A 15,781-nucleotide genomic window follows, 5' to 3' on the forward strand; every position below is an offset into this window, starting at 1 on the left:
ATTAACTCCGGTCGATCACTCTGGGAGGGCGGCGGAGGGGGAGTGGCGGGCCTCGGACGCGCGGCTGGGGGTGGGTCTGCGCCAGTACGTCAGGAAACGCAGCAACCACTCCACCGGACCGTAACGGTGGCTCTTGAGCCACCAACGGCTGTAAACGACCTGAACGGCGAAGATGCCGACCGCCAGCAACACCTCGAGCAGCGGGCTGACCCGGTCCACGAGCGCGAGCCCGTACCCGGTGAAGATCAGCGAGCAGATCAGCGACTGCGCCAGATAGTTGGACAGCGCCATGCGGCCGGGCGCCGCCAGCACTCGCGCGGCGCGCGGCATGTACGGCAGCAGCCGCAGGAACGTCGCCGCGTACGCCGCCGCCAGCAGCGGTGCCGTCACCAGATCCACGGCCTCGCCCCAGAACTTGTGCAACGTGCCCTGCCAGGCCGACACCGTGTAGACGAACGCACCTGCGAGCCCGATCGTGAATCCGGCCCATTGCAGTGTGAGTAATGTCCCTGTGTGGGCGGAGATGTCGCGCAGGACGCCCAGCTTGCCGACCGCCAGGCCGATCAGGCACGCGGCCAGCACGGCGGGACCCTGGAAGAAGACGCGGAACAGGATGATCAGCGACAGCTTCCTGAGGTGCTCGGCGACGATCTGCCAGAAGGAGGCCGCCAGAGCGGTGTCCGAGCGGGCGGCCTCCGCCGCCGTGTCGGCCACCGTGCCTGCCGTGTCCAGGCCGGACATGGCCAGCAGCGCCAGCAGCACGAAGCCGAGCGCCAGCATCGCGGTCAGCACCACCGCCAGCACCACCGCCGTCTTGGGCCTGATCTTGCGGAAGACCAGCAGAGCCAGCCCCACGGCGGCGTACGTCGTCAGGATGTCCCCGGGGAACAGCAGCACGGCGTGCGCCAGCCCGATCAGGAACAGCCCGGCCAGCCGGCGCAGGAACATCGGCCCGAACGGCCGGCCCTGCCGCTCCGCCGAGTCGACCTGGAGCGTGAAGCTGTAGCCGAACAGGAAGGAGAACAGCAGGTAGAACTTGTTCTCCACGAGCAGTGTCACGACCCACCGCACGCTCCAGTCCAGCGAGGACTGGAACGCGGGCTCCGCCATCCCGGCCATGCGGTAGCCGGAGGCGAGGAAGGCGATGTTGACGACGAGGATGCCCAGGAGCGAGAAGCCTCGTAGGGCGTCCACAGAAGCGATCCTCGCGGCTGCGGGTCGCGCATTGGGCATGGCGGGAAATGTCTCCTGTGTCCTCACATCGGGTTACATCATCCCGCACAAGCTGAGTGTTTCCTGGGAATTCAGTTATTTTGTGCGATATAGATAAATCTCTCGATGATCACGGCTAGGGCCACCAAAAAAGCGGGAACCGCCAGGAACAGCAGGCGCCTGCGGGTTTTGCGCGCGCGCTTCCGGCCGTTCAAGCAGATGATCTCGTACGCGAAGAGCGCCACCCAGGTCACGCCCAGCGCGCCGATGCCCACCGGCGTCCAGGGCGAGGTGGGGTCGCCGCGCCCCTTGTACGGCTGAGGATCGGGGATCTCGGTGCCCCTGACGAACTTCTTCCAGGTGTAGAGCGCGGCGTCCTCGTTGGAGAACACCCGCTTCAGGTCCGGCGAGGCGTCCAGCGCCGCGCGGAACCTCGTCCCCCAGTCCTCCGGGAAACCCTCGTTGAGCTGCAGGTAGCTGACCTGGCCGCGGCTCACGATCAGGTAGGAGTTCCGTGGCTGCTCCTTGAGCGCCTGGACCGTGTCCGCGATCTGCGCCGGGTCCTTGTGCACGAGGGCCTGCCCGCCGAAGTTGACCAGTTCGACGTCCCGCTCGCCCCACGGCAGGGTCGGGGTGACCTCGGGCCCCTTCTTGGGCACCAGGTAGAGCACTTTTGCGCTCGGCTTGTCGTGCTCGTAGATGTAGTGCAGGGCGGCCACCTCGCCCGTGGTGACCCGCTCGAACTTCTCGTTGCCGTACCTGGTCAGCAGGAACGCGAACGCGAACAGCACCGCGAAGCACGCCGCGAGCGCGACCGAGATCTTCCTGGTGAGCTGCGGGTTGACGCGCACCTTCCGGTTGCGCAGCGGCACGGTCTCCTCGCGCACGTCCGCGCTGTCGGCGGGCAGGTTGGGGAAGAACGCGTACGCGGCCAGCAGACAGGCCCCGGGCAGCGCGAACATGTAGATCCGCAGCCCGATCTCGCCGCCGTAGCTCTGCAGCCCGAGCGCCAGCACCGGCACGCAGAGCAGGATCAGCGCCGACCGGTCGAACACCCCGCGCCGCAACCGCCTGATCAGCCCCGAGGCCGCCAGGCTGAGGATCACCACGAGGATGCCGAGCCGCGCCTTGAGCACCAGCGCGTGCGCGGGGTCGCTGCCCTCGATCCGGTCGCCGGTGTTGCTGCGGATGTTCTGCAGGATCCGGCCGAGGCCGCCGAAGATGGCGTCGATCTGGCCGGACCAGAAGCCCACCGTCATGTAGCTGATCCAGGCCAGCACCGCCAGCCCGAGGAAGAACGGCAGCGCCCAGGACAACGAGGTCCGTTTGAAGATCAGGAACGCGGTCACGACCCCGAGCATCATGAACGGCGTGATCTGGTGCGAGGCCACCGACGCGACGAACAGCGCCAGCAGCATCAGCAGCATGAGCAGCTTGTCGGCCCGGAACGTGCCGGTGTTGGCGAGCTCGCCCGGGGTCATCGAGTCCAGCTTGCCGAGCAGCTTGCGCAGCCCCTTGGGCGGGACCGGCTTCGTACGCGGCTCGACCCGGCCGAACCACCTGAGCAGGATCGCCACGAACGCCAGATACAACGCGAACGTGAAGCCCTGCGGCGAGAAGTAGTCCTGCCCGATCCACTGCACCAGCACGAACAGCAGCGCCGCGAACCACCGGGCCCGCGTGGTGGCCACGACCTGGCGCAGGATCAGCACGAACGGGAGCAGGTAGAGCAGGTTCGAGACGAGCGGCGTCCACTGCAGGATCGTCGTCAGGTCGCTGATCCCGGCGGCCCGCGTCACGAAGGCGAACAGCGCGAAGAAGCCGGGCCAGCCCATGCGGGCGTCGATGCTGATGGCCGCCTCGCCGGTCCTGCTGATGAACTCCACGAAACCGGCATGGATGTACGCCGTGGGGAAGCGCGGCTCCGTCGCGACCAGGGCCCCGGCGCCGTGCAGGGCGAACGTGATGGCCGCGATCTGGAAGAGCAGGAGGAACTTGCGGTCGGAGCTCTGGACGACCGTGATGAAGAACGACCCGATCATGATGAGGATGGCGATGAACGCGGTCGTCGGGAGCGCCGAAATCAGGCCCAGGCCGTCGATGTTGTTCGGATCCACGCCCCGCAGCGGGCCCGGGGGGACCTTGAGGGCGAGGATGTACATGGCCAGGCCCTCGAGGACCAGCAGCACGGGCACCCACTTGGGCGCACTGGCGACCAGCCCCCTTACCCGACCGCCCCGGGGGCGCGGCTTGGCCGGGGCCGGCTGTGGCGCCACCTGCTGGGGTGCGGCCTGCTCGGGTTCGGCTTCTTGCTGGGGCGCGGCGGGCTCGGCCTCGGTCGACGGCGTTACGGCCGGTGCCCCTCCGGTGGCCGCAGGACGGGTCATGGGCACGGTGCCGTCGGCTGACGCGTCGGCTGTGAGCCCCTCGTCGGCTGACGCGTCGGTGGTGGGCTCCTCGTCGGCCGACGCTTCGGCCGAGGGCTCCTCGTCGGGATCTGCCTCCTTGGCGGGCGCGTCCGTGACCGGCGCGGAGACATCCTGTACGGGCGTGACCACCGTGCCCGTGGCGTCCGGGTCCGTGTCCGCCTCCGTCGTGGGCGGGTGCCCGATGTGCAAGGTGGCGGGCAGCCGTACGAGCCTCGTCGTGTCCGCGTCCGGCTCGATGCCGTCGCCGTCCCGTTGCGTCACGTTGACCATCATGCGGCCCCGGCCGACCCGTGGGTAACGGCCTGCGACCCTGTTTCTCCGTACCTGAGGATTTTGCGGAGATTCCCGAAAATCAAAAGTCCCATGAGCAGTTCGCTGAAGAGCAGCCCGTATCCCACCGCGTTCACGCCGGCGTACGGGAACAGCGCCACAGTGGACACCAGCACGAGCACGGCCAGCCCGATCTGCACGGCCGCCAGCATCCGCGCCCGCGACTGCGCCCGCAGCGCGCTCAGGTAGACCTCGATCAGCACCCGCGGCAGCACGGCCAGCGACATCAGCCGAAGCAGCGTCGTGCCCTCGGCCGCGAAGGAGGACCCGAAGATGGTCAGGATCAGCGGCGCGGCGACAATCGCCACCGCGATGATCGGCGTGACGATCAGGAACGCCCGCCGCAGCGCCCGACGGCAGTTCTCGGCCAGCCGGGCACGGTCGAAGGAGCCCTCGACGGTGAGCGACACCGCCATGTTCATGGCCAGCAGCTCGATCATGCTCGCGAGGGTGTGCGCCATGGAGAAGCGCCCGAACGTGGCCTCGCCCACCTGCGTGGCGACCACCACGGGCACCAGGTAGACGATTCCCAGGATGGACAGCGTCCCGGGGAAGTCCCCGGCCAGGAACCTGCCGACCTGGCGCAGCCGGGGCGGCTCCTGCGCGGCGTCGGACTCCTTGACGTGTCTGGGCACCACGACGCCGAAGATCAGCCAGTTCACGGGGATCAGCGCGAGTGCGGTCGGGATGACCCACGAGACGAAGATCCCGCCCGACGGCAGCGCGCCGGCCAGGGCGACCAGCAGCCCCATCTTGACGACGCCGAAGACCAGGTTGTTCATCGGCACGAACGTGGCCCTGCGCAGCCCGGTCAGCACCACGTCCTGCAGCGTGAAGACGGCCCACACCAGCACGGACGCCAGGAAGAACAGCCCGGGCCAGAAGCCGCTGAGCACCGCGTACGTCTTTCCCCACATCGGCAGGGTCAGCAGGAACCCGAGCGCCGCGACCCCGCCCGTGGCGGCGGCCAGGCCGTACCCGCGCAGGACCAGCTCGGGCGTGCGGCGGCCGGCCACCGGCAGGAAGCGGGCCAGCGCGCCCACGAACCCCAGCGCGATCAGGGACGCGAACAGCCGCATCGCGGTGATCAACGCCTGCCCGCGGCCGAACTCCTCCGGCGAGTAGTGGTGTGCCGCCAGCAGCCAGTAGCCCATGCCGAGCACGCCGGTGATGACGGTGTTCGCCATGAGCGCGTAGCCCTGGCGGAACAGCGGATTACGCAGATCGCGGAGGATCTTGCCCCAGACGTCAGACATTTCCGCGCACCCGCCGCAGCCCGTACCTCGTCCGGCGCACGACCGCGTACCCCTTGGTGAGGATGCGTTCGCGCAGGTAGATGAGGGGAACGGCGGTGCCTTCGACAGCCCGCTTGAACATGGCGATGGTCGTGCCCTTGCCGACCGTCAACCGGGGGATGGCGAGCATGTCGTGGCGGTCGGCGGCGATCGTGTTGCTCACGGCGCAGGCGGCGAAATATCCGGCCTTGCGGACTTCCTGGCGGACGCGGGCACTGGAGTAGCCGTAGGGGTAGGCCATGGTGGCGACCGGCGCGCCGATCTTCTCCTCCAGCAGACCCTTGTTCCTGCGCAGCTCCTGCCGGAGGTCCTCGGTGCGGAGCTGGTCCAGCTGGGGATGGCTGTGGCTGTGGCCGCCGATCTCGATGCCGGTCTGCGCGGCCTCGCGGGCCTGGCCCCAGCTCAGCATCTTGTCGAGGGGGCGGCCCGCCGCATCGTCGCCCGCGTCGGACACCCAGCCGCTGGTCAGGAAGACCGTGGCGGGGAAGTTGTAGCGCTCGAGCAGGGGCAGCGCGTGGCTGTGGAAGTCGGCGTAGCCGTCGTCGAACGTCACCACGATCGGCTTGCCGGGCATCGAGCGGCCGTTGTTGTGGTGGAGCGAGGCCACCAGGTCGCCCAGCGTGAGCGGGGTGAAGCCGCTCTCCGACAGGTACGCGAGCTGCTCGGCCAGGTCGGACGGCCGCACCGAATGGGGTCTGGTCTCGTCGTTGGGGGCGTCGGTGACCGAGTGATACATCAGGATCGGGATCCGGGTCATGAGCGTGCCACCTTCAACCGTGCGGAACCCACCGCGTAACCCCAGGTCGTCCAGGCCAGCCCGACCACGATCGCGGCCGCCCTGCCGAGCCCGCCCAGGTCGCCCCGCAGCGCCTCGCGCACGCCGCGCAGCGCGCCGAGCGGCAGCGTCCTGAGCGCGTGGGCGCGCTCGCTGGCCAGGCCGTCCTGAGTGCCGACCTCCTGCGTCACCAGGGCCTTCGACAGCCCCTCCGCATAGCATCTGGATCTGAAGTAGGCGAACCGCTCGCGCTGTCTGGACACCTTGTGCCCGATCACCGCGCGCGGCTCGAAGAGCATGACCGAGCCAGGCTTGCGCTGGCTCAGCCGGATGCAGAACTCCGTCTCCTCGCACCCCAGCGGGCGCGACTTGCGGCCCTGCACGCTGCGCCCGATGCCGCTGTGGAACCCGCCCACCTCGGACACGACGTCGCGCAGGAAGGCGGCGTTGCCGCCCATCACGTTACGGATCGGCGCACGTACGGCGGGCATGCCGCGGTACGTGCAGCCGACCGTCCAGTCGAACTCGTCCGGGAACCACCGCGGGCGCCTCCCGGACGCCCACAGCGGATCCGTACGACCTCCGACGCCCACCACGCCGGGTACCTGGAAGCCCTCCTCCAAAGCCTCCAGCCACCCCGAGTCGGCGACCGCGTCGTCGTCGAGGAACGCGACAATCTCACCGTTGGCCATGGCCACGCCGGTGTTCTTGCCTCCCGACAGCCCCTGCTCATGCGTGTTGTCCACCACAATGGCCCGTGGATACGCGCGCTTGAGCTTGAGGTGCAGGTCGGGGTTGTGGTCGACCACCAGGATCAGCTCGTGTGCCGGGCGTGTCTGGCTCTCGACCGACTCGACTGCCTGCCTGATGTCCTCCCACCGCTCCTCGGTGTAGACGCAGATGACAACAGACGTGTTCACAGGGATTCCTTTATGCGACGCCTCGGTCAGCGGCGGGAGTGGCGGTCGGCTCAGGCTGAGCGGGAGCGGGCTGGCGACGCCACTCCTTCAGGATGGTCTTGAGCACGCGGAAGCCATCTCGTACGGCGCGAAGGTTGCTCTCGCCGTGAATGCGGGTGCGTTCGTGGCTCGGCACCTCGTGCACCTTCAGCCCGGCCTTGGCCGCGCGCACGTTCATCAGCGTCTCCACCTCGAAGCCGGGGCAGTCGAGGTCGAGCACGTCGAGGTGGCGGGCCCAGAAGGCGTTGTAGCCGTAGCACAGGTCGGTGTACTTGGTGCCGTACAGGACGTTGACCAGCGAGGTTAAGACCTTGTTGCCGATCCGCCGGTTGAGCGTCAGGTCGTCGCTGCCGCCGCCGGGGGAGTAACGGGACCCCTTGACGAAGTCGGCGCCCGTCACCAGTGCCCCGACGAAGGAGATGATCTCGCGGCCGTCGGTCGAGCCGTCGGCGTCGATCATCACGATGATGTCGCTCGTGCACGCGGCGAAACCGGCTGCCAGGGCGTCACCCTTGCCCTTGCCGGTCTGCGTGACGACTTTCAGGTTCGGTCGCAGCCGCCTGGCCACGGCCACCGTCTCGTCGACGGAGTTGCCGTCGACGAGCACGATCTCGTCCACCCAGTGCGGGATCGTGGCGAAGACGTGCGGCAGGTTCTCTGCCTCGTTCATCGCCGGCACGACCACGCTCACCGTCGGGGAAATGGCCAGGTGAGGTGTGACCGGCGTGAAGCTCGTGGGTGGCGGCATCGACCGCAAGGGTGGTTGCGGTTTGCCGTTGTGCTTGGCTATCTCGGGACTCATGGCGAGGGAGATCCTTCCGGGACCCCTCCCCGCCACGAGCCGGACGCGGCCACACCCGGGTGCTGAGGGAATGGCGAAGCCGGTGAACGATGCATCGAAGGGTCCTGTGCTGTGAGGGTGTTCTGCCGGGACTCGGAAGCGCTCAGCGTGCTCCCGTTGGTTCTTTCACTACTGCGTTGGGTGACTCTTGCTGCTGCATCGAAGTGCGCATGCGACCGAAGCCCTTGAGTACACGGTCGGCCGCCTTGTAAAGGGACGGTCTGTCCATGACGATTGTTCGGGCCTTGTTGAAAGGAGTGCGGCCCATCCAGTGGACCGCCGCAGCCGCGGACGGTCTCGAGATGCGGCCTTCGGCGACGTACAAGACTCCGCTCTTGAGCCAGTCTTTGTACTCTTTGCCGCCTTTGCCCATGTCCACCATGTGCACTCCGTCGTTCGCGGCGGCCTCGGCCATCTGGAGATGATGGACGATGCCCGGCGAATAACGGGCGAACTCGGTGTCGTAGGCGGGGAACCACCCTACAAGCGTGGTGCTCGTCCGGAGGCCGAAATGCCCGGCGACCGGTACGTCCCCGGCATAAAGCATGGTCAGGACGCCCGCGAAGTCCGATGACTTTTCGGCATGCATCATGTCCGTCAATTCGACGATCCACGGCTGGGCGAATCTATCCACCCGGCCAGTTCTTCGATACTGGTCGGACTTCCACGCCAGCAGCGTGCGCAGCACCTCCGGGTCGGCCGAGGCCCACTCGAAGCGCAGCTCGCCCTGCTCCCTGCCGAGCTTGCGCTCCTTGTAGCGGACGGTCTTGAGGTTTTTCGGGGAATTGGACTTGACCTGCTCGATCCAGGCGGCGAACCCGGAGGTGAAGTCCATGACCGGCGCGGGCCGGACATCCTGCTCGTAGGGGGCGAACGTCGGTTGTCCCGCCACCAGGTGGTCGAAGTCGAAGACGCTGAGCTTGCAGGCCCGCAGCAGGGCCTTGGCGTCGAGCTGCAGATCCGGGGCCGCGATTAACCCGTGGCATGTGGTCAGGAAGCCGCCGAGCGGCTTGCCGATGCCGAAGCTGTGCCGCTCATGCGGGAAGAATCCGACGATGTCGCTTTCGTCGGAGATGACTGCCACCCTCACGTAGTCGCGCAAGCGGTCCATCGCCACGGCGAACTCGACGGACAGGAATGGATTGTCCAGACTCGGATCGGCCTTCTGCAGCGCCCGCCATCGGCTCCGCTCGGACTCCCCGAGCTCTCCCGGCCGCGTCACCTGGATGTTCACCTGGCCCCCTGCTGGGTCTGCATGCTCTTCCCCCGGTACAACACGCGAAGCACGTACATGAACCCTCCGAGCACGGCGACCGTCGCGACGCCTGCTCGGGGCGACCACGCGCCGAACAGCAGCATCGCCTGAGCGAGAAGCACGTTGATTACGAGACTTGCCGCAGCTCCTACTGATATCGCGGCAAGGGGGTCACGATCACGCAACAGTCCTACTACCGCCGCACCTGGAACGACCAGAAGGAACAGAGAGATCAAAAATGGGCGCAGCGGTGTGTCTATGTCGAAAAGCGCCACGACCGCTCCAGCTATGCAAGCGAGCGCCACCAGCCAGGTCAGCGCTCTGCGGTGCTGCTTGAGCATCCCTCTTCTCTCCTGCTCCGTTATCAAAGCACTACTGATCGCAATTCATGGGACCAATCCGCGGCAGGGACGTCAATGCCGACGCTTGGCAACATGCCCCGGTTTACCGGCACGCAAAGATTCTTCTCGCGCAGATTCAATACGTGATCAAGAGGTTCCGGGTCCCGGAACGGCTCCCAGGCACACCAGAATGCCCTATGTGACCGCGAGTCTTCGAGCGAAGGTCCGAATCACCCTTTTTTGTCGGCTCTAAATTCCGATTTGCTTGGGGGTAAAAAGATCTATTCGGCGGTAAAGATCACTTTACTCGTCGAGGGTTTCCGCGTCGTCGGCGGACGCGGTCTCGGAGGGCGAGGCGCTGGGCTCGGCGGAGGCCGTCGGCTCGCCGGTCGGCTCGGACGGCTGCCGCCCGTCCCAGGCGAGTGAGCAGGTCGCGGTGCCGCCGTTCGAGGTGAAGGCGACGCGGCCCCTGCCGGCGCTGTCCGGGTCGAGGATCGTCACCCAGATCGCCACTGAGCGTCCGGCCTTGATCGAGCCGCTCGCCGGGAACACGTCCAGCCCCTGCGAGGCGGTCGCCACCCACGAGACCGCGGCGTTGCGGGCGCTGAGCCCGATCTTGGCCGCGCCGTCGATCGCCTCCGGGCACGACGTGCCGAGCCGGGCGCCGGCTGCGGGCCTGCGGCGGGTGGGCGTCGGCGCGGCGGCGTGCCTGGTGCTCGGCCGTACGGTCGGCGTGGCCCGGCTGGAGGGGGTGCGGCTGGGGGTGGGGGCCGGTGTGAGCTCGTCCTGCTCCACCGCCGGCTCGGGCGTCGGGGTCTCCTCGAGGGCGGTCGGGGTCTCCTTGACGGGGAGTGTGGACGAGGGACCCGCCCGGAGCGGGGTGCCGCTGGACGTGTCGCCGCCGTTGATCGCGACCATGGCCCCGGTCGCGGCCAGCACGCACGCGCCCGCCAGCAGCACCGGCGCCAGGCGGCGCGGCCTGCGCCGCCGCGAGCGGTGCTCGACGGCCACGGGGAAGCCGGTCTTGTCGAAGCTGTCCCCGCGATCGGTGATCAGGGTGCGGGTCTGGTCCCGCTCGGGGTTGACGCACGTGTCGATCACGCGGCGGCGCAGCGAGATGGGCGGGAACGCGACCGGCACCATGTCCAGGAGCCGCGCCGCCGAGACCTGCCTGTGCCGCCCCTCGGTACACACCTCGCACCCGCTGATGTGTCCAGAAAGCCTCCGTCGCAGCAGCGGGGTGAGCGGGCCCTCGCATCCGTCCAGCATGGCTGACAGGTCGGGGCAGTGCGCCCGTCCCGTCCTGGCCAGCACCACGGCGGCGGCGGCGTTCTCCAGGTGGTCGCGGGCCCTGCCGCGCCGGCTCGCCGCCTGCCGCGAGGTGAGCCCGAGCACCGCGCCCACCTCCGCCGGGGTCAGGCCGTGGCGCACCGACAACTCCAGGATCTCGCGCTCGCTCCTGCTCAGCTCGCCCAGCGTCTCGTGGACCAGGTCCGCCAGCTCGGGGTCGTCGTGCTCCTCGAGGACCGGCAGCGGCAGGCCCTCCACCGGCGTCCGATGCGCCATCCTGGCCCGCACCTGGAACCTGGTCAGCGCGTACAGCCAGGCCCGAAGCCGGGCGGGCTCCTTCAGCCGGTGCACGCACCCTTGCGCGGTGACCAGGGCGTCGTGCACGGCGTCGGCGGCCAGGTCGCTGGCGAAGGAGCTGGCGTAGTCGTGCAGCCGCTCGGCGTAGGAGTCGTACAGCTTGGCGGGAGCGTCGGTGTGCGCCCGGCGCAGAGCCTCGACCAGCTCATGTTCCTCGGCGCGATCGACGGACGGCCATCCAGGCACGGATTCCCTCCCCGCGGGTAGAACGGGCATTCAAGCCCCACGCGGAGAGGACGCCGCCACCTTCTACCGGGTTCGCCCCCTATGCCCAACAGGCATGAAGTGCCGGCGCCCTCACCCGTCGCAGTTGGGGGTGCAGAGGCGGCGTTCCATGCCCTGGAGGAAGAAGTCGCGCACCTGCAGGATGTTCTTGGCGATGTACGCCTCGCCGCCCGTGGCCTTGGCCAGGGCGTCCATCTGCTGCTTGCCCTTCTCGGCCTCCGGGCCGAACGCGATGAGCAGGATGCTGATGGGCCGCTTCGGGTTGTACGTCTTCTTCAGGAACTGCAGGAGCTCGGCGTTCTCGACGCCGCCGTCCGGGTCGTCGTTGCCCGCGCCGTCCGTGAGGACCAGCAGCGTGTTGATCTTGTCTTCCTGGTAGGTCTTGGTCAGCTGCGTGTACGCGGCCTTGACGGTGTCGTTCAGCCCGGTGTCGCCGGTGGCCTTGGCCTTGATCGATGCGAAATTCCTGGCCAGCATCTCCTTGCGGAGCGTCCCGTTGACCGACTCGCTGATCGGACCGACGGAGACGAGTTCCTTCCAGTCCTTGCCCTGCCCGTCCATGTGCGTGGAGAACGTCCACAGGCCCAGCTCGGAGTCGGCGGGGAACAGGCCCATGCCCTCGGTGGCGATCTTGGTGATGGCCTGCATGCGGGTCATCCCCGTACCGGGAACGGGCAGCGCCATCGTGCCGGAGACGTCGAGCAGCGTGAGCAGGCGGGAGCCCAGGTTCAGCCTGGACCAGGTCTGCACCATCCTGGCGACGGTCGCGCCGTCCGGCGGCTCCAGGGCCGGCGGCGTCTCAGGCGTGAACCCCTTGTCCTTCGACAGCGCGTCGCCCGCCTTGCCGTCCGTGCTGCGGAAGCCCGCTTCGCGCAGGATCTTCTTGGCCGACTCCGTGGCGAGGTCCTGCTTGAAGTCCGCCGCGGCCTTGAGCACCGACGGATCCTTGGTGAGGATCGTGACCGGGTAGTCGAGGCTCAGCGTGCCTTCCTTGGGATAGAGCGCGACCACCGGAGCCTCCGGCTTCTTCGCATTGTGGGCGTAGATGGCCTGCTCGGAGGCGACGCCGACGGGCACCCTGCTGCCCGACTTCACCGTGAGGCTGGCCAGCAGCGCCGTCGAGTCGGACGCGAGCTGGCCCGACAGCTCCTTCATGGCGCCCACCAGCGCCTTGTCCTGTTTGGCCTCCTTCGCCGTGCCGGCGGCGGCCAGCAGCGCGGCCAGCCCGGCGGAGTTCTTCTGGGGGTCGAGGGCGAGCACGCGTACCTTCTTGCCAGGCCCGTCCACGTTGGCGACGTTCGCCGCTGAGATCATGGCCGCCCAGCTCGGCTGCAGCGTGCCGGTCAGCTTCGACGCGGACGACTTGGCCGCCGCCAGCACCACGGGTGAGGTCGCGATCGAGCCGTCCACCTGCGGCAGTGCCTCGCCCGCCGGGGTGTTGCGCAGGCTCTCCATGAGGAGGCTGGAGTCCGCCACCCAGAAGTCGGCCTTGGCCTTGCCGGCGGCCACCGCGTTCGCGGTTCTGGCCGCGGCCTCCTTGGCCACCGTCACCTCGACGCACTTGCTGTCGATCGAGTGCATGGCCTTGTTGTAGTTGCCCGCGATCTTGTTGAGCGCGGGCTGGATGTCCGGGGTCGCGACGACGCGCAGCCCCAGCTTGCCGGCCGAGCAGTCGTGATCACGATTGAAGATGACGAATGCGGCGACACCGAGGAGCACGGCCAGCGCGACGGCGCCGGCCAGTGGCACGATCACCCTGCCGCGACCGCTGCCGGAGCGTCTGCGGGCCGGGGGTTCTTGCGCTCTGTATCCGCCATCGAGCTCGTCTGTGCGGTGTCGCCCCACGATGTCCTCTTAGATATGGTTTGAGACTTTCTCGGAGACCCTAGCGGGAGTTGCTCCGCAATACTCCGGGAACGATACTCGGTGTGCTCAGTGTGGGAAAACAGCCCTTTTGGTGCAGTGATTACGCTCTGCGAGCGCCGTTCCCGGCTTGAGTGATGGTTTCTGAGAGGTACATGTGATCGGCGGACCGCGTTCACCCCGTGACCGAGAGATCGCTTCCTGAGGCTCTAATGGCGACAGGTGTGGCCGTGCCAGGCCCGCCTGCCCTCCCGTACGGCGACTGCCGCCAGCGCCACCGCCACGGCCGGATCGACCCACCACCAGCCCAGCGTGTTGAGCCACAGGCTCGCCAGCACCCCCGCCGCCATGGCAGCGCAAATGAGGTTCTGGGTGCCCTCTCCTGAGGTGGCCGCGGACGTCAGCCGCGCCCCGAGCCGCCGCTTGGCCAGCCCCAAGGCAGGCATGCTGATCAGGCTGAACGTCGTCACCACGATCCCCAGCACGCTCGGCGCGGCCCGCTGTCCCGCGTCCAGGTCGTAGGCGACGTGCAGGACGAGGTAGGGCGCGAGCAGCCAGAAGCTCACCGCGACCGCCCGCCGGGCAGTGGTCTCGGCGCTCGCCGAGAGCGTGCGGGCGCCGGTGAAGCGCCACACCACGATCAGGCTGGCCGCCGCCTCGACGAACGACGCCAATCCCCACCCGATCAGCGCCAGGGAGTGGGCCGAGAAGCCGGCGGCCAGGCCGAGCGTGCTTTCCACGCCCAGCCAGGCCAGCGTGGCCACCGAAAGCGAACGGGCGGCGCGGGCAGCGCGCAGCCAGTCGGCTGACGCGGCCGGACGCTCATGAATTCGCTGGTCAGGCACCATGACCCTCCGCACTCCCCGGCTATCCGGCCGTCGACAGCGATGGGTAATGTACCCACTACGTAATGTAACGTCGCCTCGGGGCAGCAAAGGATGGTCAAGTTTGCCCGCATAATGAGCGCTGATCGCAACGGAGGGGGGCCAGGTTGCCGTTCACGCCGAGCCACATGGCGGCGGTGGTGCCGCTGATTGCGTCGCCGCGCGTACGCAAGTTCGCCGATCCATGGGCGCTGGCGCTCGGGGCGATGGTCCCCGATCTGCCGATCTTCCTGACGTTCCTGCCCGACTACGGCAAATGGCACTCCTGGCTCGGTGTGTTCACCGTCGACGTCGCAGCCGTACTGCTGCTGTTGCCGCTCTTCCACGGCGTCTTCAGGGAACCTCTGATCTCCCTGCTGCCGCCGTCGCTCGCCGGCCGCGCCGCCCTCCTGGCCCCGTCGCGGCCCCACGTCGTGCCCATGGCCGTCGGAGCGGCGATCGGCGCCGCCTCCCACGTCTTGTGGGACTCCTTCACCCACTCCAGCGGGCCGGAGGAGTGGGGGGACTGGCTGTCGATCCGGGTGTTCGGCGTGATCAGGCTGTTCCGGCTGCTGCAGTACGTCTCGTCCGTGATCGGCCTGGCCATCCTGCTGTGGTGGGGATGGCGCGGCCTGTCCCGGATGGCCGCCGCCCCTGTGCCCGACCGCCTGCAGATCCGCCCATACGTGCGAAGGCTCGTGATGCTGATGTGCTCGATCGGCACGGTCGCGGGCGCGCTCCTCTGGCCCCTCGTGGACGAGCCCGCCCCGGAGCTCGGCATCGCCAGCGTGCTCACCAAGATCGGCGCGGGCACGTTGATCGGCATGGGCCTGGTGCTGGTCGGCTATGCGGCGGTCTGGCAGCTCAGGCGGCGCATGGCAATATCGGAAGGTGCTTGAGTACGTAACCGACGCCGACGATCCCCGCCTGTCCGACTACACCCGGCTCAGGGACGTGGAGCTGCGCAAGAGCCTGGAGGCTTCGCGCGGCCTGTTCCTGGCCGAGGGGGAGAAGGTGATCAGGCGGGCCATCGGCGCCGGCTACCCGATCCGCTCGGTCCTGACCACGCGCCGCTGGCTGACCCCGCTCGAGGACGTCCTTGGGGACGCGCTCGTTTACGTGGTGAGCGACGAGACCATGTCGCGCGTCGCGGGCTTCCAGGTCCACCGCGGCGCCCTGGCCTCGATGGAACGCATCCCTCTGCCCTCCGTCGAGACCCTCATGAAGGGCAACGCGCGGCGGCTGCTCGTGCTGGAGGACCTGGTGGACCACGCCAACGTCGGTGCCATCTTCCGCAGCGCCGCCGCCCTGGGGGTGGACGGGATCCTGCTGTCGCCCCGGTGCGCCGATCCGTTGTACCGGCGGGCGGTGAAGGTCTCGATGGGAGCGGTGTTCTCGATCCCGTACGCGCGGATGGACAACTGGTTCGACGGGCTCTCGCAGCTGCGGGAGGCGGGCTTCCAGACGCTGGCCCTGACCCCGGATCAGACGGCCACCCCCATGGACACGGTCAAGCTGGCGGATCGGGTGGCGCTGCTGCTCGGCTCCGAGGGCGACGGCCTGTCATCGCACTGGCTGCACGAGGCGGACCAGGCGGTCTGCATCCCGATGAGCGCTGCGGCGATGGCCGCGGGCGTGGACTCGCTGAACGTGGTGGCCGCCGCCGCGATCGCCTGCCATGGCTTGATGCGAGCGAATTGACCTGGGCTACGGCCGCCAACGTTGCAGCCAATGATCGGAATAAGG

General features: G+C 68.4%; 13 protein-coding genes. 2 read left to right on the top strand and 11 right to left on the bottom strand.

What is annotated here, in order from left to right; all coding sequences use genetic code 11:
• Positions 1 to 15 precede the first annotated feature (15 nt).
• The 11 genes from ABN273_RS15225 to ABN273_RS15275 all read right to left on the bottom strand — a co-directional run bounded on the left by ABN273_RS15225 (position 16) and on the right by ABN273_RS15275 (position 14,020).
• Positions 16 to 1,194, bottom strand: coding sequence for a DUF418 domain-containing protein (locus tag ABN273_RS15225; RefSeq protein WP_349449428.1), 1,179 nt, complete (start codon positions 1,192 to 1,194; stop codon positions 16 to 18).
• A 110-nt stretch (positions 1,195 to 1,304) separates the two neighbouring features.
• The gene (locus ABN273_RS15230; protein WP_349449429.1) at positions 1,305 to 3,902 is read right to left on the bottom strand and encodes a hypothetical protein; all 2,598 of its coding nucleotides are present in this window, start codon (positions 3,900 to 3,902) and stop codon (positions 1,305 to 1,307) included.
• Between the two features lie 8 nt (positions 3,903 to 3,910).
• Positions 3,911 to 5,227: a lipopolysaccharide biosynthesis protein gene (locus ABN273_RS15235; RefSeq protein ID WP_349449430.1), complete on the bottom strand. Its 1,317-nt coding sequence runs from the start codon at positions 5,225 to 5,227 to the stop codon at positions 3,911 to 3,913.
• Complete coding sequence (locus ABN273_RS15240; protein ID WP_349449431.1) at positions 5,220 to 6,023, bottom strand: polysaccharide deacetylase family protein; 804 nt, start codon at positions 6,021 to 6,023, stop codon at positions 5,220 to 5,222. The genes ABN273_RS15235 and ABN273_RS15240 overlap by 8 nt, the downstream gene beginning before the upstream one ends.
• The gene (locus ABN273_RS15245; RefSeq protein WP_349449432.1) at positions 6,020 to 6,961 is read right to left on the bottom strand and encodes a glycosyltransferase family 2 protein; all 942 of its coding nucleotides are present in this window, start codon (positions 6,959 to 6,961) and stop codon (positions 6,020 to 6,022) included. Before ABN273_RS15245 ends, ABN273_RS15240 begins: the two co-directional genes overlap by 4 nt.
• 10 nt (positions 6,962 to 6,971) lie before the next feature.
• Positions 6,972 to 7,802 carry a glycosyltransferase family 2 protein gene (locus ABN273_RS15250; RefSeq protein WP_349449434.1) on the bottom strand — a complete coding sequence of 277 codons (831 nt, stop codon included), beginning with the start codon at positions 7,800 to 7,802 and terminating at the stop codon, positions 6,972 to 6,974.
• Positions 7,803 to 7,944: 142 nt separating this feature from the next.
• The gene (locus tag ABN273_RS15255) at positions 7,945 to 9,075 is read right to left on the bottom strand and encodes a GNAT family N-acetyltransferase (RefSeq protein WP_349449435.1); all 1,131 of its coding nucleotides are present in this window, start codon (positions 9,073 to 9,075) and stop codon (positions 7,945 to 7,947) included.
• Positions 9,072 to 9,218, bottom strand: a complete 147-nt coding sequence (locus ABN273_RS15260; RefSeq protein ID WP_349449436.1) for a hypothetical protein — start codon at positions 9,216 to 9,218, stop codon at positions 9,072 to 9,074. The genes ABN273_RS15255 and ABN273_RS15260 overlap by 4 nt, the downstream gene beginning before the upstream one ends.
• 522 nt (positions 9,219 to 9,740) lie before the next feature.
• On the bottom strand, positions 9,741 to 11,270 hold the full coding sequence (locus ABN273_RS15265) for a sigma-70 family RNA polymerase sigma factor (RefSeq protein ID WP_349449437.1): 1,530 nt from the start codon (positions 11,268 to 11,270) through the stop codon (positions 9,741 to 9,743).
• Positions 11,271 to 11,381: 111 nt separating this feature from the next.
• The gene (locus ABN273_RS15270) at positions 11,382 to 13,064 is read right to left on the bottom strand and encodes a substrate-binding domain-containing protein (protein ID WP_349449438.1); all 1,683 of its coding nucleotides are present in this window, start codon (positions 13,062 to 13,064) and stop codon (positions 11,382 to 11,384) included.
• 317 nt (positions 13,065 to 13,381) lie between these two features.
• Positions 13,382 to 14,020 carry a cation diffusion facilitator family transporter gene (locus tag ABN273_RS15275; protein WP_349449439.1) on the bottom strand — a complete coding sequence of 213 codons (639 nt, stop codon included), beginning with the start codon at positions 14,018 to 14,020 and terminating at the stop codon, positions 13,382 to 13,384.
• Between the two features lie 143 nt (positions 14,021 to 14,163).
• Here ABN273_RS15275 and ABN273_RS15280 point away from each other — a divergent pair, with 143 nt between their 5' ends.
• Positions 14,164 to 14,934 (top strand): DUF4184 family protein, encoded by a 771-nt coding sequence (locus ABN273_RS15280; RefSeq protein ID WP_349449440.1) that lies wholly within the window; start codon positions 14,164 to 14,166, stop codon positions 14,932 to 14,934.
• Complete coding sequence (locus ABN273_RS15285; protein WP_349449441.1) at positions 14,927 to 15,736, top strand: TrmH family RNA methyltransferase; 810 nt, start codon at positions 14,927 to 14,929, stop codon at positions 15,734 to 15,736. The genes ABN273_RS15280 and ABN273_RS15285 overlap by 8 nt, the downstream gene beginning before the upstream one ends.
• Positions 15,737 to 15,781 lie beyond the last annotated feature (45 nt).

The organism is Nonomuraea sp. B19D2 (assembly GCF_040137845.1).
GTDB lineage: Bacteria > Actinomycetota > Actinomycetes > Streptosporangiales > Streptosporangiaceae > Nonomuraea.

Coding starts and splice junctions, on each gene's coding strand:
- ABN273_RS15235 (WP_349449430.1), bottom strand. CDS start 5,227: ATGTCTGACGTCTGGGGCAAGATCCTCCGCGATCTGCGTAATCCGCTG.
- ABN273_RS15240 (WP_349449431.1), bottom strand. CDS start 6,023: ATGACCCGGATCCCGATCCTGATGTATCACTCGGTCACCGACGCCCCC.
- ABN273_RS15250 (WP_349449434.1), bottom strand. CDS start 7,802: ATGAGTCCCGAGATAGCCAAGCACAACGGCAAACCGCAACCACCCTTG.
- ABN273_RS15275 (WP_349449439.1), bottom strand. CDS start 14,020: ATGGTGCCTGACCAGCGAATTCATGAGCGTCCGGCCGCGTCAGCCGAC.